Annotated in this window: 18 protein-coding genes and 1 pseudogene; 8 read left to right on the forward strand and 11 right to left on the reverse strand. The window is 69.8% G+C overall.

What is annotated here, in order from left to right; genetic code table 11:
* Nucleotides 1-2: 2 nt before the first annotated feature.
* The 5 genes from J7E87_RS00245 to J7E87_RS00265 form a co-directional block, all read right to left on the reverse strand.
* Nucleotides 3-1,031: an ABC transporter substrate-binding protein gene (locus J7E87_RS00245; RefSeq protein WP_215088855.1), complete on the reverse strand. Its 1,029-nt coding sequence runs from the start codon at nt 1,029-1,031 to the stop codon at nt 3-5.
* Nucleotides 1,032-1,231: 200 nt separating this feature from the next.
* On the reverse strand, nt 1,232-2,392 hold the full coding sequence (locus J7E87_RS00250; RefSeq protein ID WP_215088856.1) for an acyl-CoA dehydrogenase family protein: 1,161 nt from the start codon (nt 2,390-2,392) through the stop codon (nt 1,232-1,234).
* Between the two features lie 2 nt (nt 2,393-2,394).
* Nucleotides 2,395-3,336, reverse strand: a complete 942-nt coding sequence (locus J7E87_RS00255) for a hydroxymethylglutaryl-CoA lyase (RefSeq protein ID WP_251016763.1) — start codon at nt 3,334-3,336, stop codon at nt 2,395-2,397.
* A complete protein-coding gene (locus J7E87_RS00260) occupies nt 3,333-5,279 on the reverse strand; it encodes a biotin carboxylase N-terminal domain-containing protein (RefSeq protein WP_215088857.1) in 1,947 nt (648 codons plus the stop codon). Before J7E87_RS00260 ends, J7E87_RS00255 begins: the two co-directional genes overlap by 4 nt.
* Before the next feature lie 14 nt (nt 5,280-5,293).
* Nucleotides 5,294-6,910 (reverse strand): carboxyl transferase domain-containing protein, encoded by a 1,617-nt coding sequence (locus J7E87_RS00265; RefSeq protein WP_215088858.1) that lies wholly within the window; start codon nt 6,908-6,910, stop codon nt 5,294-5,296.
* 108 nt (nt 6,911-7,018) lie between these two features.
* On the opposite strand from J7E87_RS00265, the gene J7E87_RS00270 reads away from it, so the two are divergent.
* The 3 genes and pseudogenes from J7E87_RS00270 to J7E87_RS00280 all read left to right on the forward strand — a co-directional run.
* The gene (locus J7E87_RS00270) at nt 7,019-7,612 is read left to right on the forward strand and encodes a TetR/AcrR family transcriptional regulator (RefSeq protein ID WP_215088859.1); all 594 of its coding nucleotides are present in this window, start codon (nt 7,019-7,021) and stop codon (nt 7,610-7,612) included.
* A 91-nt stretch (nt 7,613-7,703) separates the two neighbouring features.
* Nucleotides 7,704-8,492 carry a phosphatase gene (locus tag J7E87_RS00275; RefSeq protein ID WP_215088860.1) on the forward strand — a complete coding sequence of 263 codons (789 nt, stop codon included), beginning with the start codon at nt 7,704-7,706 and terminating at the stop codon, nt 8,490-8,492.
* 75 nt (nt 8,493-8,567) lie between these two features.
* A pseudogene (locus J7E87_RS00280) lies at nt 8,568-8,696 on the forward strand (transcriptional regulator); the annotation flags it as partial.
* A 6-nt stretch (nt 8,697-8,702) separates the two neighbouring features.
* Here the strand turns inward: J7E87_RS00280 and J7E87_RS00285 are convergent.
* Complete coding sequence (locus J7E87_RS00285; RefSeq protein WP_215088861.1) at nt 8,703-9,575, reverse strand: acyl-CoA thioesterase II; 873 nt, start codon at nt 9,573-9,575, stop codon at nt 8,703-8,705.
* Nucleotides 9,576-9,585: 10 nt separating this feature from the next.
* A complete protein-coding gene (locus tag J7E87_RS00290) occupies nt 9,586-10,743 on the reverse strand; it encodes an acyl-CoA dehydrogenase family protein (protein WP_215088862.1) in 1,158 nt (385 codons plus the stop codon).
* Nucleotides 10,744-11,058: 315 nt separating this feature from the next.
* Between J7E87_RS00290 and J7E87_RS36335 the strand changes: the two genes are divergently transcribed.
* Nucleotides 11,059-11,220, forward strand: a complete 162-nt coding sequence (locus J7E87_RS36335) for a hypothetical protein (RefSeq protein WP_374195105.1) — start codon at nt 11,059-11,061, stop codon at nt 11,218-11,220.
* 102 nt (nt 11,221-11,322) lie between these two features.
* Here J7E87_RS36335 and J7E87_RS00300 read toward each other — a convergent pair whose 3' ends face one another.
* Nucleotides 11,323-11,805, reverse strand: coding sequence for a hypothetical protein (locus J7E87_RS00300; RefSeq protein WP_215088863.1), 483 nt, complete (start codon nt 11,803-11,805; stop codon nt 11,323-11,325).
* A gap of 96 nt (nt 11,806-11,901) precedes the next feature.
* Nucleotides 11,902-13,584 carry a PucR family transcriptional regulator ligand-binding domain-containing protein gene (locus J7E87_RS00305; protein ID WP_251016764.1) on the reverse strand — a complete coding sequence of 561 codons (1,683 nt, stop codon included), beginning with the start codon at nt 13,582-13,584 and terminating at the stop codon, nt 11,902-11,904.
* 122 nt (nt 13,585-13,706) lie between these two features.
* On the opposite strand from J7E87_RS00305, the gene J7E87_RS00310 reads away from it, so the two are divergent.
* Genes J7E87_RS00310 through J7E87_RS00320 form a run of 3 tightly spaced genes read left to right on the forward strand, consistent with a single transcriptional unit; the run spans nt 13,707 to nt 17,865 of the window.
* Nucleotides 13,707-15,176, forward strand: coding sequence for a sodium:solute symporter (locus J7E87_RS00310; RefSeq protein WP_215088865.1), 1,470 nt, complete (start codon nt 13,707-13,709; stop codon nt 15,174-15,176).
* A 41-nt stretch (nt 15,177-15,217) separates the two neighbouring features.
* The gene (gene speB / locus J7E87_RS00315; RefSeq protein ID WP_215088866.1) at nt 15,218-16,186 is read left to right on the forward strand and encodes an agmatinase; all 969 of its coding nucleotides are present in this window, start codon (nt 15,218-15,220) and stop codon (nt 16,184-16,186) included.
* Nucleotides 16,183-17,865 (forward strand): thiamine pyrophosphate-binding protein, encoded by a 1,683-nt coding sequence (locus J7E87_RS00320; RefSeq protein WP_215088867.1) that lies wholly within the window; start codon nt 16,183-16,185, stop codon nt 17,863-17,865. The genes speB and J7E87_RS00320 overlap by 4 nt, the downstream gene beginning before the upstream one ends.
* A gap of 216 nt (nt 17,866-18,081) precedes the next feature.
* On the opposite strand, the gene J7E87_RS00325 is transcribed toward J7E87_RS00320, so the two are convergent.
* Nucleotides 18,082-18,855, reverse strand: a complete 774-nt coding sequence (locus tag J7E87_RS00325; protein ID WP_215088868.1) for an aminotransferase class IV family protein — start codon at nt 18,853-18,855, stop codon at nt 18,082-18,084.
* A 365-nt stretch (nt 18,856-19,220) separates the two neighbouring features.
* Between J7E87_RS00325 and J7E87_RS00330 the strand changes: the two genes are divergently transcribed.
* The gene (locus tag J7E87_RS00330) at nt 19,221-19,754 is read left to right on the forward strand and encodes an NUDIX hydrolase (RefSeq protein ID WP_215088869.1); all 534 of its coding nucleotides are present in this window, start codon (nt 19,221-19,223) and stop codon (nt 19,752-19,754) included.
* Here the strand turns inward: J7E87_RS00330 and J7E87_RS00335 are convergent.
* Nucleotides 19,732-21,075 (reverse strand): hypothetical protein, encoded by a 1,344-nt coding sequence (locus J7E87_RS00335; RefSeq protein WP_215088870.1) that lies wholly within the window; start codon nt 21,073-21,075, stop codon nt 19,732-19,734. The two genes, J7E87_RS00330 and J7E87_RS00335, sit on opposite strands and share 23 nt — an antisense overlap.
* Between the last annotated feature and the right edge of the window lie 117 nt (nt 21,076-21,192).

The following is a 21,192-nucleotide window of genomic DNA, read 5'->3' on the forward strand; positions in this document are numbered from 1 at the left end:
GGTCAGGCGACCTTCTTCGCGGTCTCGATGGCCTTGGCCAGGTCCTCGAGGATCGGCGTGCACTTGTCGTAGGAGTAAATCGGCTCGGTGACGCGGGGGATGACCTGTCCGGCCTTGACGGCGGGCAGCTTGCCCCAGGTCGGCTTCTTGGTCAGGGAGTCGGGCTGCAGGGTCCCGGTGCGGTTGTCCAGGATGATGATGTCGGCGCCGTACTTGCCCGCGTTCTCCCAGCTGAGCTCCTCGAAGAAGCCCTGCGCGTTCGGCTTCGGCTCCACGAACTTCACGCCCAGCTCCTGGAAGTACAGGGTGTCGGCGGACGTCTTCGGAACGGAGACGTAGAAGAGGTCCTGGCTGCCGGAGCCGATCAGGATCTTGATGTCCGGCTTGGCCTTGGCGGCCGATCGCAGCCGGGCCGCGGCCTTCTCGAAGCGGGCCTTGGCGTCGGCGCTCTTCTTGTTGCCCCTGACGTCGCCGCCGAGCGACTCGGCGAGCTCGGCGTGACGCTGCAGGGCCTTGGCCATCGTGGTCTCGGCCGCCCACAGCAGAACGCTGGGGGCCAGCTTCATGATCTTGTCCTTGGACTGCGGCGGGACGTACCAGGGGTCGTCCTTGGCCCACATGTTGGTGATCAGCAGCTCGGGGGCGAGGGCCGCGTACTGCTCGATGTTGAACTCGCCGTAGACATTGCCGACGATCTTGACCTTGCTGATGTCGAGGTCGCCGGCCTGGACGTCGGGCTTGCCGTCCTTGGTCCTGGTCGGGCCGAAGACGCCCTTGACCTCCACGCCGTAGTCATGAAGGGCGGCGGCGGTGCCGGTGAAGGCGACGATGTTCTTCGGGAGGGACTTCAGCTCGACCGTCGTGCCGCGGTCGTCCCGGAACTTCCACGGGCCGGACTTCTCGGCGGCCTTGCCCGAGCCGCCCTTGTCGTCGCTCTTGCCGCAGGCGGCGATCGCGGCGCCGATTCCGAGGGCGCCGCCCGCGGCGAGCAGGCCGCGGCGGGTGAGATGGGAAGGGCGGGCGTTGGGCATGATGGTGTCCGCTTTCGTCCGTGCCGGTTCGGCCACTGGGCAGTTCGAAAGGTAGGTTAGCCTAACCTTAGCTTCTGTCCAGAGGGTGCCTGCCCGAAGCGGACGCCGGGGTCGGAGACGGCGCGCGGCCGGCCCGGAACCGGGCCCGAACGCCGACAGGGGGGCGACCCTTTCCAGGCCGCCCCCCGCTCACACGCGCATCAGCCTGACAGGCCCAATTCCCGTGCGATCAGCATCCGTTGAACCTCACTCGTGCCCTCGCCGATCTCCAGGATCTTGGAGTCCCGCCACATCCTGGCCACCGGGTACTCGTTCATGAAGCCGTAGCCGCCATGGATCTGGGTGGCTTCGCGGGCGTTGTCGACGGCGACGGTCGACGAGTACAGCTTGGCGAGCGCCGCCTCCTTCTTGAACGGCTCGCCCTGGACGAGACGCGAGGCCGCGTCCCGCCAGCCGACCCGGGCCATGTGCGCCCGCATTTCCATGTCGGCGATCTTGAACTGGATCGCCTGGTTGTCGCCGATCGGCCGGCCGAAGGCGTGCCGCTCCTTGGCGTACTTCACGGACTCGTCCACACAGCCCTGTGCGAGTCCGGTCGCCAGCGCCGAGATGGCGATGCGGCCCTCGTCGAGGATCCGCAGGAACTGGGCGTATCCGCGGCCCTCTTCGCCGAGCAGATTGGCGAGCGGCACCCGGACGCCGTCGAAGGAGAGCTCGCGCGTGTCCGAGGCGTTCCACCCGACCTTGGAGTAGGGCGCGGCGACCGTGAAGCCGGGAGTGCCGGACGGGACGATGATCGAGGAGATCAGCGGCTTGCCGTCGGATGTGCGGCCGGTGACCGCCGTGACCGTCACCAGACCGGTGATGTCCGTGCCGGAGTTGGTGATGAAGCACTTGGAGCCGTTGATGACCCACTCGTCGCCGTCCCGGACGGCCGTGGTCCTCGTGCCACCCGCGTCCGAGCCGGCGCCGGGCTCGGTCAGCCCGAACGCGCCGAGCAGCTCGCCCGAGCAGAGCCGCGGCAGCCACTCCCGCCTCTGCTCCTCCGTGCCGAAGCGGTAGACCGGCATCGCGCCGAGCGAGACGCCGGCCTCGAGTGTGATGGCGACGGACGAGTCGACGCGCGCCAGCTCCTCGAGGGCGATGCCGAGGGCGAGATAGTCGCCGCCCATGCCGCCGTACTCCTCGGGGAAGGGCAGTCCGAACAGGCCCATGCGGCCCATCTCGCGGACGATTTCGTACGGGAACTCATGGCGCTCGTAGAAGTCGCCGATCTTGGGGGCCACGACGTCGTGCGCGAACGCCTCGACGGTGCGGCGGAGTTCCTCGTGTTCGGCGGAGAGCCGGTGGTCGAGCGACATTGCTACGACTCCTTGTGGGAGAGGGCGCGAACAGTGCGGGAGGGGCTCGGTCGCCCCAGGTGTCCGGCCAGCCAGGCGCTGGTGGCGGTGAGCCGGCCGAGGTCGACCCCGGTTTCGATGCCGAGGCCGTCGAGCATCCACACGAGGTCCTCGGTGGCGAGATTTCCGGTCGCGCTCTTCGCGTACGGGCAGCCGCCGAGGCCGCCCGCCGAGGCGTCCACGGTGGTCACACCGTGCTGCAGCGCGGCGAGGGTGTTGGAGAGGGCCTGCCCGTACGTGTCGTGGAAGTGCACGCCGATCGCGGAGGTGGGCACGCCCTCCTCGTTGAGCTCGGCGAGCAGGCTCTGCACATGGCCGGGCGTGGCCACGCCGATGGTGTCGCCCAGGCTCAGCTCGTCGCAGCCGAGGTCCATGAGCCGCTTGGCGACCTGGACGACCTGGTGGACGGGGACGGGCCCCTCCCACGGGTCGCCGAAGCACATCGAGAGATAGCCGCGCACATGGATCTTGTCGGCGCGGGCCTTGGCGACGACCGGCTCGAACATGGCGAGCGACTCGTCGATCGTGCGGTTGAGGTTGCGCTTCGCGAAGGTCTCGGTCGCGCTGCCGAACACGGCGATACGGCGCGCGCCGAGGGCGACGGCACGCTCGAGCCCGCGGGCGTTCGGCACGAGGACGGGCAGGCCGACGCCCGCGATGTCGCCGAGGAGGGGGAACAGCTGCTCGGCGTCGGCCAGTTGGGGCACCCAGTCGGGGCGCACGAAGCTGGTCGCCTCGACGGTGGACAGTCCCGCGTCGGCCAGTCGGTGGATGAACTCGGCCTTGATCTCGGTCGGTACGACCGTCTTCTCGTTCTGCAGACCGTCGCGCGGGCCCACTTCGTGGATGCGCACCCGGGGCGGCAGGTCCTGCGACGGGAACTGCATCGGCAGCCGGCCGGTCATCGCTCGTCCTCCTCGTGCGGGGTGACCACGGCCAGCACCTGGTCCATGGCGACGGTGGAGCCCGCGGTCACATCGAGCTCGGTGACGGTGCCGGCGTGCGGGGCGGAGATGACGTGCTCCATCTTCATCGCCTCGACGACCAGCAGACTCTGGCCGGCGGCGACCTCGTCCCCGACGGCGACCTTGACGACCGTGACCGTCCCGGGCATGGGCGCGGCCAGTGTGTCGGCCCCGGCATGCGCGGCGCCGGTGAGCGAGGCGGCTACCGGGTCGTGGTCCTGGACGTGCCAGGAGTCACCGTCCCGGCCGAGCCAGTCGCCGGCCCGCCAGAAGGTGTGGACCACGCCGTCGAGGGTGACCGACACCCGTTCCGCCTTGACACGGTGGCTGCTGCGGTCCCGTACCTCGTACGTCACGGGTTCGAGTCCGGCTACCCGGAACCAGTGGGTGATGGGGGCAGGCCGCCCGCCCATGCGCCAGCCGCTCGGCACGGAGAAGGGGTCGCTCCAGCCCGTGCCCGGCTGCGGAGTCAGCTCGGCGAGCCGGACCGCGGCCGCGGCCTCGTACACCTCGTCCGGGATTCCGGACGGGACCAGCCCGTCCGCCTCGCGCTCCACCAGGCCCGTGTCCAGGTCGCCCGAGACGACCGAGGGGTGGGCCAGCAGGCGGCGCAGGAAGCCCGCGTTCGTCGGGACGCCGAGGGTGACCGTGTCGGCGAGGGCCGCGCGCAGGCGGCGCAGGGCCGTCGCGCGGTCCGGGCCGTGGGCGATGACCTTCGACAGCATCGGGTCGTACAGACTGCCGACCTCCGTGCCCTCGCTGAGGCCGGAGTCGGTGCGCACCGCGTCGCCCTGCGGCTCGTGCAGGGCGAGCACTGTGCCGCCCGAGGGCAGGAAGCCGCGGGACGGGTCCTCCGCGCAGATACGGGCCTCGATCGCATGGCCGGTGAAGGTGATGTCCCGCTGGGCGAACGGCAGTTGTTCGCCGGCCGCGACCCGGAGCTGCCACTCCACCAGGTCCAGGCCGGTGACGAGCTCCGTCACCGGGTGCTCGACCTGGAGGCGGGTGTTCATCTCCATGAAGAAGTACGAGGAGGGGTCGTTGCCCGGGACGATGAACTCCACCGTGCCCGCGCCCCGGTAGCCGCACGAACGCGCCGCCTGCACGGCCGCCTCGCCCATCGCGGCACGGGTCTGCGGGTCGAGCAGGACGCTCGGCGCCTCCTCGATGATCTTCTGGTGGCGGCGCTGGAGCGAGCACTCGCGCTCGCCGAGGTGGACCACATTGCCGTGGCCGTCCGCCAGCACCTGGATCTCGATGTGCCGGGGGCGGTCGATCCACCGCTCCACAAGGAGGGTGTCGTCGCCGAACGAAGCACGCGCCTCCCTACGGGCCGCCGCGATCTCCTCCAGGAGCGCCGACTCGACCCGGGTCAGGCGCATGCCCTTGCCGCCGCCGCCCGCCGAGGGCTTCAGCAGCACCGGCATGCCGATTTCCAGGGCAGCGGATGCCAGTTGGTCGTCCGTCAGGCCGGAGCCCGACGAGCCGGGCACCACCGGGACGCCCGCCGCCTGCACGGTCTCCTTCGCGCGGATCTTGTCGCCCATCAGCGAGATCGCCGAGGCGGGCGGTCCGATGAAGACCAGGCCCGCGTCGGCGCAGGCCTGCGCGAAGCCCGCGTTCTCCGCGAGGAAGCCGTAGCCGGGGTGGACGGCCTCGGCGCCGGTACGGGCCGCGGCCTCCAGCAGACGGTCGGGGCGCAGGTAACTCTCGGCCGCGGATGCGGGGCCGATACGGACGGCGGTGTCCGCCTCCCGTACATGCCTCGCGTCCGCGTCCGCGTCGCTGAAGACGGCGACCGAGCGCACCCCCAGCGAACGCAGCGTACGGATGACCCGGACCGCGATCTCGCCCCGGTTGGCGACAAGCACTGTGCTGAACATCGTCATGGTCCGTCTCACATCCGGAAGACGCCGAAGGCGGGGTCGGTCAGCGGGGCATTGGCGCAGGCCGTGAGCGCGAGGCCCAGCACCTGCCGGGTCTCCAAGGGGTCGATCACGCCGTCGTCCCACAGCCTGGCCGTCGCGTAATAAGCATTGCCCTGTTGTTCGTACTGCGCTCGGATCGGCTCCTTGAAGGCCTCTTCCTCGGCGGTCGGCCACTGCTCGCCGCGGCCCTCCAGCTGGTCCCGCTTCACCGTGGCCAGCACCGACGCCGCCTGCTCGCCGCCCATCACGGAGATCTTGGCGTTGGGCCACATCCACAGGAAGCGCGGGGAGTACGCCCGGCCGCACATCGAGTAGTTCCCCGCGCCGTACGAGCCGCCGAGGACGACCGTCAGCTTCGGCACGCGGGTGCAGGCAACCGCCGTGACCATCTTCGCGCCGTGCTTGGCGATGCCGCCGGCCTCGTAGTCCCGGCCGACCATGAAGCCCGAGATGTTCTGCAGGAAGAGCAGGGGGATGCCGCGCTGGTCGCACAGCTCGATGAAGTGCGCGCCCTTCTGGGCGGACTCGGAGAACAGGATTCCGTTGTTGGCGACGATTCCGACCGGGTGGCCGTGGATCCGGGCGAAGCCGGTGATCAGCGTCGTGCCGAACTCCGACTTGAACTCCGCGAACCGGGAGCCGTCCACGATCCGGGCGATCACTTCGCGTACGTCATAGGGGGTGCGGGAGTCCACCGGCACCGCGCCGTACAGCCCGGCGGGGTCCACCTTCGGCTCCTCGGCCGGTTCGACCGACCAGGGCAGCGGGCCGCGCTCGGGAAGCGTCGCCACGATGTTCCGTACGATCCGCAGCGCGTGCGCGTCGTCCTCGGCGAGGTGGTCGGTCACGCCGGAGATCCGGGAGTGGACCTCGCCGCCGCCCAGCTCCTCCGCCGTGACGACCTCGCCGGTCGCGGCCTTCACCAGGGGCGGGCCGCCGAGGAAGATCGTGCCCTGGTTCCGCACGATGACGGCCTCGTCGCTCATCGCCGGGACGTACGCCCCGCCGGCGGTGCAGGAGCCGAGCACCGCCGCGATCTGCGGGATGCCGGCGCCGGACATCCGGGCCTGGTTGTAGAAGATCCGCCCGAAGTGCTCGCGGTCGGGGAAGACCTCGTCCTGCATGGGGAGGAAGGCGCCGCCGGAGTCGACGAGATAGACGCAGGGCAGGCGGTTCTCCAGCGCCACCTCCTGGGCCCGCAGGTGCTTCTTGACGGTCATCGGGTAGTACGTGCCGCCCTTGACGGTGGCGTCATTGGCGACGACGACCACCTCGCGGCCGCTGACCCGGCCGATCCCGGCGATCACTCCGGCGGCCGGGGCCTGGCCGTCGTACATCCCCTCCGCGGCGAGCGGGGCGAGCTCCAGGAAGGGCGAGCCCGGGTCGAGGAGGGTGTCCACGCGGTCGCGCGGCAGCAGCTTCCCGCGCGCGGTGTGGCGGGCGCGGGCCTTCTCGCCGCCGCCCAGGCGGGCCGCGGTCAGCTTGGCGCGCAGGGCGTCGGCCAGCTCCTGGTGCGCCTCCTCGTTGGCCTGCCAGGCCGGAGAGGCGGGGTCCGCCGCGCTCGCCAGCACGGGTGCCTGCTGCATCGTCGTGAGCCCCCTTGCCGTACGCCTTCGTACGAGAAAAAGTTAATGAGCGTTAACGTGTTTCCTTCAGGTTAACGACCGCTAACAGCGTTGTCTAGAATCAATGTCATGACCACCAGGACCGATGCCCCGACGCGCCGCGAGCAGATCCTCAAGGAGGCCGCGCGCCTGTTCGCCGAGCGCGGCTTCCACGGCGTCGGCGTGGATGAGATAGGGGCGGCCGTCGGCATCAGCGGCCCCGGCCTGTACCGCCACTTTCCCGGCAAGGACGCGATGCTCGCGGAGCTGCTGGTGGGCATCAGTGAACGGCTGCTGAGCGGCGGCCGGCTCCGCGTCGAGGAGGCGGACGCCGACCCCGAGATGCTGCTCGCCTCGCTCATCGACGGACACATCGACTTCGCGCTCGACGACCGCCCGCTGATCACGCTCCACGACCGTGAGCTGGACCGGCTGCGCGACAGCGACCGCAAGCTGGTGCGGCAGTTGCAGCGGCAGTACGTCGAGCTGTGGGTCGCGGCGGTCCGCGAACTCCACCCGGACGTTGCGGAGTCGGAGGCCCGAGCGGCGGTTCACGCGGTGTTCGGCCTGCTCAACTCCACGCCGCACCTGGGCTCGTACGGCGGTGTCCTGCCGGACCGCGCGGCGACGGAGACGCTGCTGCGGCGCTTGGCGCACGGGGCGTTCGCGTCACTGGCGGGCTGACGGCCCGGGGGTTTCGCCCGGTTGCCCGTCGGTGGCGTCCATCGTTCGGGACGCAGGGCGCCGCGGGCCTGCCGGACGGCACAATGGGCTCATGCCGATACCCAGCCGTGCCGCCCTTGTCGAACACCTCGTCCGCACCCGTATCGCCGGAGACGTCGCCACACCCCGCGACAACAACCTCTCCCACTACCGCAAGCTCGCCAACGGCGACCGTCACTTCTGGCTCGGCCTGGAGCTCGGCGACCGGTGGACCGATGAGCAGGATGTACTCGCCGTGATGGCGGAGCGGTGCGGTGTCAATGACGATCCCCAGTACCGGACCGGGCAGGACACCATCGACCCCGAGCTGACCATCGACGCCCTGGACCGGATGGCCGCCCGGCTGCGCAAGGCCGCCGCAGGGCAGGAGCGGGTGCTGTTCGCGACCGGACATCCCGGCGGGCTGCTGGACGTGCACCGGCAGACCGCCGACGCGCTGCGGGCCGCAGGCTGCGAGATCGTACGGATTCCGGGCGGGCTCACCGCCGACGAGGGCATGGTCTTCCAGTTCGCTGACGTCGCGATGCTGGAGCGCGGCGCGACCCTGTGGCACACGCACTCCCCGGCGCCCATGGCCGCGATCCTGGACGCACTCGAGCGGGAGGGCCGCCCGCGGCCCGACCTCGTCGTGGCCGACCACGGCTGGGCCGGGTGCGCCGGCCAGCGCGGGCTGGACTCCGTCGGGTACGCCGACAGCAATGACCCCGCGCTCTTCATCGGTGAGGCTGAGGGAACCCTCCAGGCGGTGGTGCCCCTGGACGACCACGTCACCGATCCGCGCTTCTACGACCCGATGACCGCGTATCTGCTGGACGCGGCGGGGCTGACGTCCCAGGGCTGACTCCCCCAGGGTTACGGCGGGCGTCAGTACGGGGTCCGACATCACTCGTACGGCGGACTTCTCACGCCTTCGAGGCTTGGCGGGACCATGCCGACGCTGCCGCTGCTCGCCCGTCTCGCGCGTGCTCTGGACGCGGCCCTCAGTCTCGTGCTGGACGGCGACACCTCACGGGTCGCCTTCACCGCGCACACGCCCGCCGCCTGAGCGCCGTCAACCGCGGGGTACGCGAACGACGCCTTCCTGGATGACGGTGATCGCGAGCCGCCCGTCCTGGGTGTAGATCCGCGCCTGGCCCAGACCGCGGCCGCCGGACGCCGACGGTGACTCCTGGTCGTAGAGCAGCCACTCGTCCGCCCTGAAGGGCCGGTGGAACCACATCGCGTGGTCGAGCGAGGCGCCCACCACATCGCCGACCGCCCAGCCGCCGCGACCGTGCGCGAGCAGCACCGAGTCGAGCAGCGTCATGTCGGAGACGTACGTGGCGAGGCAGACGTGCAGCAGCGGCTCGTCGATGGCTCCGTCGAGCTTGCCGTTCGTACGGAACCACACCTGCGAGCGCGGCTCGCGCGGCTGCCCGGCCGTGCTCCACGGCGGTGCCTCCGCATACCGCAGATCCACCGCCGCCCTGGCCTCCAGCAGCCGCTGGGCGACCTCGGGATCGAGGTCGCGCGGCAGGATCTCGGCCGCCGTCGGCAGGGTCTCCGGGTCGGGCGCGGACGGCATCTCCGCCTGGTGCTCAAGTCCTTCCTCGTACGTCTGGAAGGACGCCGAGAGATGGAAGATCGGCTGGCCGTGCTGGACGGCGACGACCCGGCGCGTGGTGAAGGAGCGGCCGTCCCGGATGCGGTCGACCGTGTAGACGATCGGTGCGCCGGGGTCACCCATGCGCAGGAAGTACGCGTGCAGGGAGTGGGCCGTGCGGTCCTCGGGGACGGTGCGGCCCGCGGCGACGAGCGCCTGGGCCGCGACCTGTCCGCCGAAGACGCGCGGTACGACGGCGGAGCGGGACAGTCCGCGGAAGATGTCCTGCTCGATCCGCTCCAGGTCGAGCAGATCGAGCAGTCCGTCAAGTGGTGTGCTCATCAATACAGTTCTACAGGCCCATGGACTTGGCGATGATCGACTTCATGACCTCGCTGGTGCCGCCGTAGATGCGGTTGACGCGGTTGTCGGCGTAGAGCCGGGCGATCGGGTACTCGTTCATGTAGCCGTAACCGCCGTGCAGCTGAAGGCACCTGTCGATGACGCGGTGCGCGACCTCGGTGCAGAACAGCTTCGCGGACGCGGCCTCCGCGGCGGACAGCTCGCCCGCGTCCAGGGCCTCCAGGGCACGGTCGGCCACGGCCTCGGCGGCGTCCACCTCGGCCTGGCAGGCGGCCAGCTCGAACTTGGTGTTCTGGAAGGAGGCGACCGGCTTGCCGAAGACCGTGCGGTCCTGCACGTACAGCTGGGCGAACCGGACAGCGGCCTTGGCCTGCGCGTACGCGCCGAACGCGATGCCCCAGCGCTCGGAGGGCAGGTTCTGACCGAGGTAGTAGAAGCCCTTGTTCTCCTCGCCGAGCAGGTCCTCGACCGGCACCTTCACATCGACGAAGGCCAGCTCGGCGGTGTCGGAGGTGCGCAGGCCGAGCTTGTCCAGCTTGCGGCCGACCGAGTAGCCCTCCGACTTGGTGTCCACCGCGAAGAGCGAGATGCCGAAGCGGCGGTCGTCCTCACGCGGGGCGGAGGTGCGGGCGCACACGATTACGCGGTCGGCGTGCACACCACCGGTGATGAAGGTCTTGGCGCCGTTGAGGACGTAGTGCGTGCCGTCTTCCGAGAGCTTGGCCGTGGTCTTCATGCCCGCGACGTCGGAGCCGGTGCCCGGCTCGGTCATCGCCAGCGCCCACATTTCCTCGCCGGTGACGAACTTCGGCAGGTAGGCCTTCTTCTGCTCGTCGGTGGCGAGCAGCTTTATGTACGGCAGGGCGAGCAGCACATGCACGCCGGAGCCGCCGAAGTTGACGCCGGCGCGCGAGGTCTCCTCGTAGAGCACGGCCTCGAACTTGTGCGTGTCCAGGCCCGCGCCGCCGAACTCCTCGGGGACGTTGATGCCGAAGACGCCCAGCTCACCGAGCTTGTAGTAGAAGTCGCGGGGCGCCTGGCCGGCCGCGAACCACTCGTCGTAGACGGGGACGACCTCGGCCTCGATGAAGGCGCGGATGGTCTCGCGGAACGCCTCGTGGTCCTCGTTGTAAACGGTACGGCGCACGGGGACGCCCCCCTTCCCTTTGCGGCTGAACCGCCGCCGCTCTCGCGGAGGTGGTCCAGCGCCGTCGTGGTTGCTCAATTGATGGTGCAACTAAGCGCTTGCTCATACAAAAGTTACCGGGCAGTCACCGCAGCTGTCCAGGGTGAGGCTCGGCACACTCCCGTGCCACCCAACGCGAGCCGATGTCAGTTGTGACCATCCCTGCGTCGGCTCGGGCGGCATGTTCATCCACGCGAAGGAGTACGTGGAGGAACACGGGGCGACACCTCGGACAGGTTCTTCGCGGGCCAGGACGTCGACAGCGGCTCCTCGGTCATGTCCACGATGAACATGGTGGTGCACGGGCACCCGCTTCGACCTGCGCACGGGCGACACGCTCTCGGAGTCGGCACACACGCGCCGAAGGCGGACGCGGACCGCTACGACGGGGTGCTGAGCACCCCGCCGTTCTCGAGGAGGACATCCGCGCCGAGCTGATCGAGACGGACGCGATCGAGACCGTCATCGTGCTCGCCCGTCGGGCGGCGTATGTGGATGGGCGAGATCGCTCAGCCGAGTGCCGCGGGTTGGTACGTGTGCTCAGCCCGGAGGCAGCGAGGGCGGAGGGGACTGAGGGTCCTCGCCGTCGTAGGCCGCCAGCGCCACCTGGCGGTACTCCAGCAGCTCCCTGAGGTCCTCGGGGACCAGGCGGTCGCACGCCAGCTTCAAGGTGGCCCTGCCCTCCACCGCGGCCCATGCCTGCCGGGCGCGTTTATTGGCTCTGCGCCGGTAGTCGCTCCTGAGGAAGCCCGCGCCGGCCGCGAACCCGGCCGAGGCCAGAGCCATCAACGCGGCGGGGATACGGGCGTCGGCCGCGGCCAGTCCCGCCGCTCCGGCTGTGCCGGCGAGGAGGGCGGCGGGGAAACCGAGGGCGATGTCGGCTCTGGTCCAGAACTCGGCCCGGCGGTGGGCGAGTGCCTTCTGGCACGTCGCCTCGTCCCGTAGCCGCACGATCTCGGCGCGCAGGCGTTGGGTGGGCTCGTCCGGGGAGCGACGCATGGTTCCGTCAGCGGGAGTGGCCATGACCGCATTCCAACACGGTTGACCAGTAAGGGACTTGGTGTGCTGCGACAGCCTTGGGGCGCAACAATCGTGGGTTCCCTACGGAACCGAGGCGAGTCACGTGTGACGCAGGGCGAACCACAGCTCCATCCGTACGTCCGCGTCGTCCAAGTCCTCGTCGAGCAGGGCCGCGCAGCGGGCGATGCGCTGGCGGACGGTATTGCGGTGGATCTCCATGGCTGCGGCGGTACGGTCCCAACTGCCGTGCAACGAAAGCCAGTTGCGCAGGGTGTCCAGCAGGGCGGGGGAGTCCGCGAGCGGGGCGAGGCGCAGCCGGGCGTGGGCGGCCGCCTCCTCGGGGGCCAGCAGCGCGGACAGCGAGGTGCCGCGGTGCCTGACCAGATCCGTACTGGTGGCGGCGGCCCGGTGCACCGCCCTGGCGGCCTGGGTGTCGGCGGCGGCGAGCTCATCGGGACGGACGGGGGAACTTACGCCGAGCACCCAGCCGGGCTGTGGGGTGACCTCGCTGTCGGCCGGCAGAAGGATCCGTACGGCCCCGTCGTCGGCCGGGTCGACGAGCGCACTGCCGAGCGCGGCGCCGAGCGCGGAGGCGGCGAAGGGGGTGCCGCTCCCGCCGCGTGCGTGGACGACGGTCCACCGGTCTGCCCCCAGCAGCGCCGCGGCCTCGGCGGGCCCGGCCCCGAGCAGCAGCCGTACGAGGGCGGCGCTGCGCCCGCTGCTGTCGGCGCCCTGGTGGGGAGCGGTCAGCAGCGAGAGGAGGACGACGGCGACCCCGGCGACGGTGTGGTCGCCGGCCTCGCGCCGGGGGGTGGCGAGCCCGAGGACGAGCCCTTGGTGGCCGCCGAGTGCGTAGGCGGCGAGATGGGCGCCGGGAATGGCGTCACTGGCGGACGCGGGAACCGGGCGGGTGGCCTCATCGATCCCTCGCGCGGGTCTTGGCGCTTCACCGGTCCCGGTTCCGCGTACGGGCCGGGTCGCTTCACCGGCCGCGCGTACGGGCCGGGTCGCCCCACCGGTCCCGCGTACGGGCCGGGTCGCTTCACCGGTCCCGGACGCGGGCGCAGGCTTGGGCACCTCCCCGGCCCCGGGCGCGGAACCCGCCGGCGCATCGCCCGCGAATGCCCCGGAGCGGCCGGCCTCCTCCGCCGCCGGCCGGCGGTTCACCACCCGCGCCAGCCGCCTCAGCGCCGCCCCCGCATCCGGGCCCGGCGCCCGGCCCGACGACGAGAGTTCCGTGCCGTCCGGAGCCAGCAGTACCGCCTTGCCGCCCAGGCGGGCCGCCAGCTGATGCAGGACCGCCGGGACCGGGTCCGGGCGGGCCGCCGCCGCTGCGAGGCCCTGCTGGGCCTGCGTCACCCGGCGCAGTTCCCGGTGGCGGGCCTCCGCCATCAGTCGCCAGACCGCCCGCGCCACTGCCGTGAACGTCGTCGGCGGCGGCACCTCGATCAGCGGCAGCCCGTGCCGGTCGCACGCCTCGATCAGTGCCTGGGGCACCGTGTCGTACACCGGTGCCACCCCGAAGCCCAGCGCCGCCGCCCCCGCCTGCACGATCCGCGAGACGTACATGTCCGGGTCCTTGAGCAGCACCCCCGCGCTCAGCAGCAGCTCGCCGCCGAGCAGATACGGATAGGGGTCCGCCATCTCGGACGTGTGCACCCAGTGCACCGCCGCGCCCGCCTCCACCGGCCCGGCGATCTGCCGCAGGCCGAGTTCCTCGCGGGCGAGCAGCGCGGCGAGAGGGATCGGCGGGGTCGGTGGGGCTGCTGCGATCTCCGGCATGGACAGTCCATCCATTAGCGGCGTCAAGAATGGATGAAACGTACACTTCAGCGATGCTTTCCGGCCACCTACCGTCGTCGCACAAGACCCGAGGACCCGGGGGACGAGACGAAAGGAAGCCGATGGCTGTCGACTATGCAGTAATCGTCGTCTATCTGGCCGGCATGCTCGGCATGGGCTGGTGGGGCATGCGCCGCGCCAAGTCCAAGAGCGATTTTCTGGTCGCGGGCCGCCGGCTCGGCCCCTGGATGTACTCCGGCACCATGGCCGCCATCGTCCTCGGCGGCGCCTCCACCATCGGCGGCGTGGGCCTCGGCTACAAGTACGGCCTCTCAGGCGCCTGGATGGTCTTCGCCATCGGCCTCGGCCTGCTCGCGCTGAGCATCTTCTTCTCCGCGCGCATCGCCCGCCTCAAGGTCTACACCGTCTCCGAGATGCTCGACCTGCGCTACGGCGGCAAGGCAGGCATCCTCACCGGCGTCGTGATGTGGGCGTACACCCTGATGCTCGCGGTCACCTCGACCATCGCGTACGCCACGATCTTCGACGTCCTCTTCGACATGAACCGCACCGTCGCGATCATCCTCGGCGGCTCGATCGTCGTCGCGTACTCCGCGCTCGGCGGCATGTGGTCGATCACCCTCACCGACATGGTGCAGTTCGTCGTCAAGACCGTCGGCGTACTGCTGCTCCTGCTGCCCATCGCGGTCGTCAAGGCGGGTGGCTTCGCCGAGATGAAGGCCCAGCTGCCGAGCGAGTACTTCGCGCCGCTCGGCATCGGCGGCGAGACGATCTTCACATACGTCCTGATCTACACCTTCGGCATGCTGATCGGCCAGGACATCTGGCAGCGGGTGTTCACGGCGCGCACCGACAAGGTCGCCAGCTACGGCGGCACGGTCGCCGGCACGTACTGCCTCGTCTACGCCCTGGCCGGCGCCGTGATCGGCACGGCCGCCCGGGTCCTCTACCCGAAGCTCCCGAGCGCCGACGACGCCTTCGCCACCATCGTCAAGGACGAACTGCCCATGGGCGTGCGCGGTCTGGTGCTGGCCGCCGCCCTCGCCGCCGTCATGTCGACATCCTCCGGCGCGCTCATCGCCTGCGCCACCGTCGCCAACAACGACGTCTGGTCCCGGCTGCGCGGCGTCGCGTCCCGGCGCGGTGACGACCACGACGAAGTGAGGGGCAACCGCGTCTTCATCCTGATCATGGGAGTCGCGGTGATCGGTATCGCCATCGCGCTCAACAACGTGATCGAGGCGCTCACGGTCGCGTACAACCTGCTCGTCGGCGGCCTGCTGGTGCCCATCCTGGGCGGACTGCTGTGGAAGCGTGGCACCGTGTACGGCGCGCTCGCCTCGGTGATCGTCGGCGGCGTCGCGGTCATCGGCCTGATGGCGTCGTACGGAATCCTCGCCAACGAGCCCATCTACTACGGCCTGCTGTCCTCCCTCGCGGCGTACCTGATCGTCTCTCTGGCGACCAGGCCGACAGACCCCGCGATCCTCGCCAACTGGCGAGAGCGCCTGGCCGGCCGGTCCACCGAGGACGACGAGGCCCCGGCTGAATCGGTGTCTGTACCCAGCTAGAGTCGAGACCGCAACGAAGCGTACGAAAGAAGGCAATTCACATGAGCAGCAACGAGCAGCCGCGCGGCCCGATCGACTCGTCCCGTATCCCGCGGTACGCCGGACCCGCGACGTTCGCCCGGCTGCCCCGACTCGACGAGGTCGGCCGTGCCGATGTCGCCGTGGTCGGCGTGCCCTTCGACTCCGGGGTCTCCTACCGGCCCGGCGCGCGCTTCGGCGGTAACGCGATCCGCGAGGCGTCGAGGCTCCTGCGCCCGTACAACCCGGCGCAGGACGCCTCGCCCTTCGCTCTCGCGCAGGTCGCGGACGCGGGTGACATATCCGCGAACCCGTTCAACATCAACGAGGCAGTCGAAGCGGTCGAGGCCGCGGCGGACGAGCTCCTGGGCACCGGCGCGCGCCTGATGACGCTCGGCGGCGACCACACCATCGCGCTGCCGCTGCTGCGCTCGGTCGCCAAGAAGCACGGCCCGGTCGCCCTGCTCCACTTCGACGCGCACCTGGACACCTGGGACACGTACTTCGGCGCGGAGTACACCCATGGGACTCCCTTCAGGCGGGCCGTCGAGGAGGGCATCCTCGACACCTCCGCCCTTTCCCATGTGGGCATCCGCGGCCCGCTGTACGGCAAGCAGGACCTGACCGACGACGAGAAGATGGGCTTCGGCATCATCACTTCCGCCGACGTCTACCGCCGGGGCGCCGACGAGGTCGCCGACCAGCTGCGCCAGCGCATCGGTGACCGCCCGCTCTACATCTCCATCGACATCGACTGCCTCGACCCGGCCCACGCCCCCGGCACCGGCACCCCCGAGGCGGGCGGCATGACCTCCCGCGAGCTGCTGGAGATTCTGCGCGGTCTGGCCTCCTGCAACCTCGTCTCGGCGGACGTCGTCGAGGTCGCCCCCGCGTACGACCACGCCGAGATCACCGCGGTCGCGGCGTCGCACACGGCGTACGAGCTGACGACGATCATGTCCCGCCAGATCGCGGAGGGCCGCGCGAAGTGACGCACGACCACGACCTCGTTCTGCGTCCGACAACGGCCCAGACGGCTGCCGCGCTGAACCCTCCGCCCGGCCGCAACGGCGGCGACCTCGTCGTCGAGACCCTGGCCGGCCTGGGCGCGACGACAGTCTTCGGCCTGCCCGGCCAGCATGCGCTCGGGATGTTCGACGCGCTGCGCCGCTCGCAGCTGGAGTACGTCGGACTGCGCGTCGAGAACAACGCGGGCTTCGCGGCCGACGCGTACGGCCGTCTGACAGGTGAAGTGGCCCCACTGCTGCTTTCCACAGGCCCGGGTGCGCTGATGTCGCTGGCCGCGCTCCAGGAGTCGGCCGCGGCTTCGGCGCCGGTGCTCGCGATCGGCAGTCAGATTCCGAGTGCCGGTCTTGGCGGCGGACGCCACGGCTATCTTCACGAACTGCGCGACCAGCAGGCGTCGTTCAGGGGTGTGGTGAAGTCGGTTCACACAGCCCGTACGCAGTCCCAGATCCCGTCGGCGATCGCCGCGGCATGGGAGTCGGCGCTGACCGCCCCGCACGGGCCGGTGTGGGTTGAGATCCCCCAGGATGTCCTGCTTGCTCAGACGACGCTGCCGGTCGTCACGGCGATGGACGCGACTCCGCACGATGTCGTACCGCGTCCCGAACTGACCGCGGTGGCAGCCGACTTGCTGTCCCGTGCCTCCCGTCCGGCGATCATCGCGGGCGGCGGAGTCGTACGCTCCGACGCGTCCGGCAAGCTGCTCGCGCTCGCGGAGAAGCTGGACGCGCCGGTCGTCACGACCTTCGGCGGCAAGGGCGCGTTCCCGTGGGAGCACCCGCTCTCACTCCAGTCCTGGCTGGAGGACCGCCACACCACGGACTTCCTCGAGTCCGCGGACGTACTACTGGTCGTCGGCTCCGGCCTGGGCGAACTGTCCTCGAACTACCACACGTTCGCCCCGCGCGGCCGGGTCATCCAGATCGAGGCGGACGCGGGCAAGCTGGAGTCGAACCACCCGGCCCTGGGCATCCACGCGGATGCGCGCCTGGCGCTGTCGGCGCTGCTGGAGACGGTGGAGGAGCGCGAGGACGAGACGGCGGCCCAGACCGTACGCACGGTCCTCGGGAATGTCCGCCAACGCATCGCGTCCCAGGACCTCACCCTGGAACAGCAGGTACTCGCGTCCGTCAGGGAGGCCCTGCCCGACGATGCGCCGAGCTTCTGGGACATGACGATCCTGGCCTACTGGGCCTGGTCGGCCTTCGACGCCCGCCACCCGAACACCATGCACTCGGCCCAGGGCGCGGGCGGCCTCGGCTACGGCTACCCCGCGGCGCTGGGCGCGGCGGCGGCGGACCGCAGCCGCCCGGTCCTCGCGGTCTCGGGCGACGGCGGCGCGATGTACTCGATCGCCGAACTGGCCACGGCGCGCCAGTACGACCTCCCGGTCACCTGGCTGATCGTGGACGACGGCGGCTACGGCATCCTGCGCGAGTACATGAAGGACGCCTTCGGCGAGGCCACGGCCACGGAACTGTCCCGCCCGGACTTCGTGGCGCTGGCGGAGTCCTTCGGCGTCCCCGCGGTCCGTACGACACCGGAGTCCCTGACGGAAGACCTCGGCAAGGCGCTCACGGAGCCGGGCCCGTCGGTGGTCGTACTCCCCGCGGTCCTGAGGATGTTCGCCCCGACGCACGCCTGAGCCGTCCTCTGATCCCCGGTCCCGCCGCTCCCATCCCCCGAGAGCGGCGGGGCCGGGTCATGTCCGGACGGCCGGGGGACGTGGACTACGAGGGCTAGGAGGGCGGGACGGTCTGTTCGCCCGTACGACGAGTCTGAGACAGCCCGTGGCCACCCGCCTCCTGCCTTGCCATCGCCACCAACCTACCTACCAGGCCGCCCACGACCGATTTCCGGATCAGATGGGTTCGCCGTCTACGTCCATGTATTCCATACGGAGAATGTCGATGACGGGGTGATCGCCGGGCATTCTCCTGCGATCGATGCGCGTGATGGCGCGCACTCCAATGGCGGCGTTGGTGGCGAAGGCCGCCTCCATGGAAGCGAGGTCCCCAAGAGAAACGGCTGCGCGCTGGTATTCGTGGGCTTTTTGGAGGAGTCGCATCGTCACGCCCGCGAGGCAATCTGCATCCGGCCAGATCACCTGGTCGCCGTCGAAGAAGCCGATATTCCAGGTGCCGCCCTCGGAGATGAGCTCTCTCCCATCTACGAAGAGCGCGTCGTCGAATCCGTTGAGTTGGGCCGCGCGCCGATGGTGGAGCAGGCCGAAGAGCCCCACGCTCTTCACCTCGGGAGAGTCGCGTACGTACAGGGACGACTGCACGCGCAGGGGTGGGAGGGGGAGGGCGACGGCCGACCTGTGCGTTACGAGGACTTGAGGGTCCGTGGCGTGGTCCGGATGTGCCAGGTCCGTGGTCGGGTCGAACACCGTGACGCGGATCGTGGTCGCCCCGCGGGCCGGTGCCATGCGCCGGATGAGATCGCGTACACGCTCGGTGTCGAGGTCCGCTCCGAACAGGGCTCGACAGTCGCGGGCGAGCCTGTCCAGGTGGAGTGACAGGCCGCGGACCCGGCCATGGTCCACCCGGAGACTGGTGAAGTGGCCGTAGTTGGTCAGCGCGAGCGTCTGGAGCTGATCCAGGCTGACGGGGCGTCCGTCGAGTTCTGCCATACGCCCAGAATGGCAGCCGCGCCCATTGCGCCTGCGCCAATAGCTCTCGCACGGGCTCGCACTTCGGTGAGAGTTCGGGGCCACGACTTACGCCCTGGCGCGTCACCGACCCAACCGAGGTGAACGACGGGCGCGGCAAGGGGTTGAGCGGCCTGCCGCTCGCGCGGGAAGCCCGTCTTGAATCGACACATGACCGGCAGAGAACCCACAGCAGCCTATTGCAGTGGTTCTCGAATCAGGTGTCGATGGAGGCGGTGCGCTGAGCACTGCAGCGTATTCGTCAATGTGACGCGAATTTGCCGGAACCTAGCCAAGGGAGTGCCTCGCTCTGGGATGCTAGGAGTCCAGCGAGAGGGGCCGCAGCGATGCAGTGGAAGATCCACGGGGAACGTCCGATCTACGAGAACCCATGGGTCAATGTGTGGTTGACCGATGTGGAGCAGCCGGACGGACGCCGTTGGGAGTACCACGTCGTCAAGCTGCGTCACCTGGCCGTGGCCACCGTCATCAACGATCGGCAAGAGATCCTCATGATGTGGCGTCACCGCTTCATCACGGACGCGTGGGCCTGGGAACTGCCCATGGGCCTGGTCGAGGTTGGGGAGACTCCTGCTGAGGCTGCCGCTCGTGAAGTGCTGGAAGAGACGGGCTGGCGACCGGAGCCGATGAGGCCGCTCATCTACGCGGAACCGGCGAACGGGATCACGGATTCACAGCATCATCTGTTCCGTGCCGACGGGGCCGCATACGTCGGTCCGCCGACCGAGAAGAACGAATCCGACCGCATCGAGTGGATCCCGCTGGCGGACATCCGGGGCATGATCGACAGTCGCGAGATCGTCAGCAGTGGATCCCTTGTAGGCCTCTTGTACGTGCTCATGGATGAGAGGATCCGCTGACCTGCGTGGGGAGGATTTCCCGCAGACGTGACTCGAAGGCTACGGCCACGGGCTCTCGTCGGTGCGGGGCCAACTCGTCGTAGAACTCGCGAAGGTGTCCCGCTACGCGCTCGGAGGCGACGGATGATGCGGGCCCCAATGCCTCCGTTGCGGTCTGGCATGCCTGGTCCAACTTGCCGAGGCGGAGTTGTGTGCGGGCGAGCCAGAACGCGTGAAATGCGCGCCCCCGCTGGTTCGCGCTGTTCTCCCTGCGCAGGGCATCGGCAATCAACGGTTCGGCAGTCGCAGCTTCACCCAGCCGACCATGAGCGATGCCGGTATCCACGATGAGCTTCGGCTCGTCGAAGTAGATCACCCATGCCGGATCGGGGTCGCTCGCCCGGATCTGCTCGAACTGGCGATGGGCTTCTGCGATGGCCTCATGGGTGGCGGTCCGGCTGCCCAGCGCTGCGTGGGCGAATGCTTCCCGCAAGGACAGCATCGAGAGGACACGCGCGGTGGTGCCGAACGCGGCAAGGGCCTCGTCTCTGGCCGCGCTGACGAACGCCAACGCGTCCCCTGGCTTGTCCTGGTACGTCGCCTGCAAGCTCATGCAGGCCAACACGTTGGCCATGAATTGCCGGTCGTCGACCTCCTTGGCGAAATGCAACGCCTCGGTGAAGTACGCGCGGGCCTGGTTGTACTGGCGCGCGTCGAAGTACGTCCAGCCGGTGAGGCGTGCGAGTTCGGCCGCTACCCCGTACAAGCCGTGCTGGATGGGTGCCGGCCGGTTCTCTTTCAAGAGCCCGACGACGTATCGAAGCTGACCGACCACCGCCGGTCTCAGGGCTTCGCCGCCGTGCTGGTCGTCCCGTCGCCAGTAGTCCTCGATCGAGGAGCGAAGCGCTTGAAGCGTGGAAGGGCCGAGGTTGGTTCGCGAGGTGAGGGCGAGGACGCTGTCCACATCGGAGCCCGGCAGAGCAGCGGGCGTTGCGGGCTCTGGGGGCACGGCCTGAGGCGGCTTACGTTCAGTCACGACAAGGGCCGGAGGTGTCTCCCACGCGCGTCGGGCAAGTCCGAGCATGTGCCCTGGGATGCGCAAACCGTCCGCGATGCGCTCGATCACGTCCATGTGCAGCAACTGACGGCGCCCCGCCATTACTTCACCGACACGGCTGGGCGTCAGGTCGCATCGCCGGGCGATCATTGATGGATAGATGCCCGCATGGGACTTCACCAGCGTGAAGACCCGCGTGAAGTCCCGAACTCGACACGCCTTGATCATCTCGGGATTAGTGAGAAGCCCGGCAGGTAACTCTCGCGGACGAGTCGGCTTGGGCATCGGGCCAGCTCCCATAGATGAGGGCCACGCAACGTCGCTGCTTGCATACCTCTCGTGACCTTACCCAAGCTGGGTAATCAGTCGGACCTTTTGGCGGCAGTTCACGAATCGCGATCA

Origin of the sequence: Streptomyces sp. ISL-1 (assembly GCF_018614585.1) — a bacterium.
Taxonomy (GTDB): Bacteria; Actinomycetota; Actinomycetes; order Streptomycetales; family Streptomycetaceae; genus Streptomyces; species Streptomyces maoxianensis.

What these genes read in the sequence shown, in the direction of transcription:
- J7E87_RS00245 (WP_215088855.1), bottom strand. Translation starts at nt 1,031, where the DNA reads ATGCCCAACGCCCGCCCTTCCCATCTCACCCGCCGCGGCCTGCTCGCC.
- J7E87_RS00250 (WP_215088856.1), bottom strand. Translation starts at nt 2,392, where the DNA reads ATGTCGCTCGACCACCGGCTCTCCGCCGAACACGAGGAACTCCGCCGC.
- J7E87_RS00255 (WP_251016763.1), bottom strand. Translation starts at nt 3,336, where the DNA reads ATGACCGGCCGGCTGCCGATGCAGTTCCCGTCGCAGGACCTGCCGCCC.
- J7E87_RS00260 (WP_215088857.1), bottom strand. Translation starts at nt 5,279, where the DNA reads ATGTTCAGCACAGTGCTTGTCGCCAACCGGGGCGAGATCGCGGTCCGG.
- J7E87_RS00265 (WP_215088858.1), bottom strand. Translation starts at nt 6,910, where the DNA reads ATGCAGCAGGCACCCGTGCTGGCGAGCGCGGCGGACCCCGCCTCTCCG.
- J7E87_RS00270 (WP_215088859.1), top strand. Translation starts at nt 7,019, where the DNA reads ATGACCACCAGGACCGATGCCCCGACGCGCCGCGAGCAGATCCTCAAG.
- J7E87_RS00275 (WP_215088860.1), top strand. Translation starts at nt 7,704, where the DNA reads ATGCCGATACCCAGCCGTGCCGCCCTTGTCGAACACCTCGTCCGCACC.
- J7E87_RS00285 (WP_215088861.1), bottom strand. Translation starts at nt 9,575, where the DNA reads ATGAGCACACCACTTGACGGACTGCTCGATCTGCTCGACCTGGAGCGG.
- J7E87_RS36335 (WP_374195105.1), top strand. Translation starts at nt 11,059, where the DNA reads ATGTCCACGATGAACATGGTGGTGCACGGGCACCCGCTTCGACCTGCG.
- J7E87_RS00300 (WP_215088863.1), bottom strand. Translation starts at nt 11,805, where the DNA reads ATGGCCACTCCCGCTGACGGAACCATGCGTCGCTCCCCGGACGAGCCC.
- J7E87_RS00305 (WP_251016764.1), bottom strand. Translation starts at nt 13,584, where the DNA reads ATGCCGGAGATCGCAGCAGCCCCACCGACCCCGCCGATCCCTCTCGCC.
- J7E87_RS00310 (WP_215088865.1), top strand. Translation starts at nt 13,707, where the DNA reads ATGGCTGTCGACTATGCAGTAATCGTCGTCTATCTGGCCGGCATGCTC.
- speB (WP_215088866.1), top strand. Translation starts at nt 15,218, where the DNA reads ATGAGCAGCAACGAGCAGCCGCGCGGCCCGATCGACTCGTCCCGTATC.
- J7E87_RS00325 (WP_215088868.1), bottom strand. Translation starts at nt 18,855, where the DNA reads ATGGCAGAACTCGACGGACGCCCCGTCAGCCTGGATCAGCTCCAGACG.
- J7E87_RS00330 (WP_215088869.1), top strand. Translation starts at nt 19,221, where the DNA reads ATGCAGTGGAAGATCCACGGGGAACGTCCGATCTACGAGAACCCATGG.
- J7E87_RS00335 (WP_215088870.1), bottom strand. Translation starts at nt 21,075, where the DNA reads ATGCCCAAGCCGACTCGTCCGCGAGAGTTACCTGCCGGGCTTCTCACT.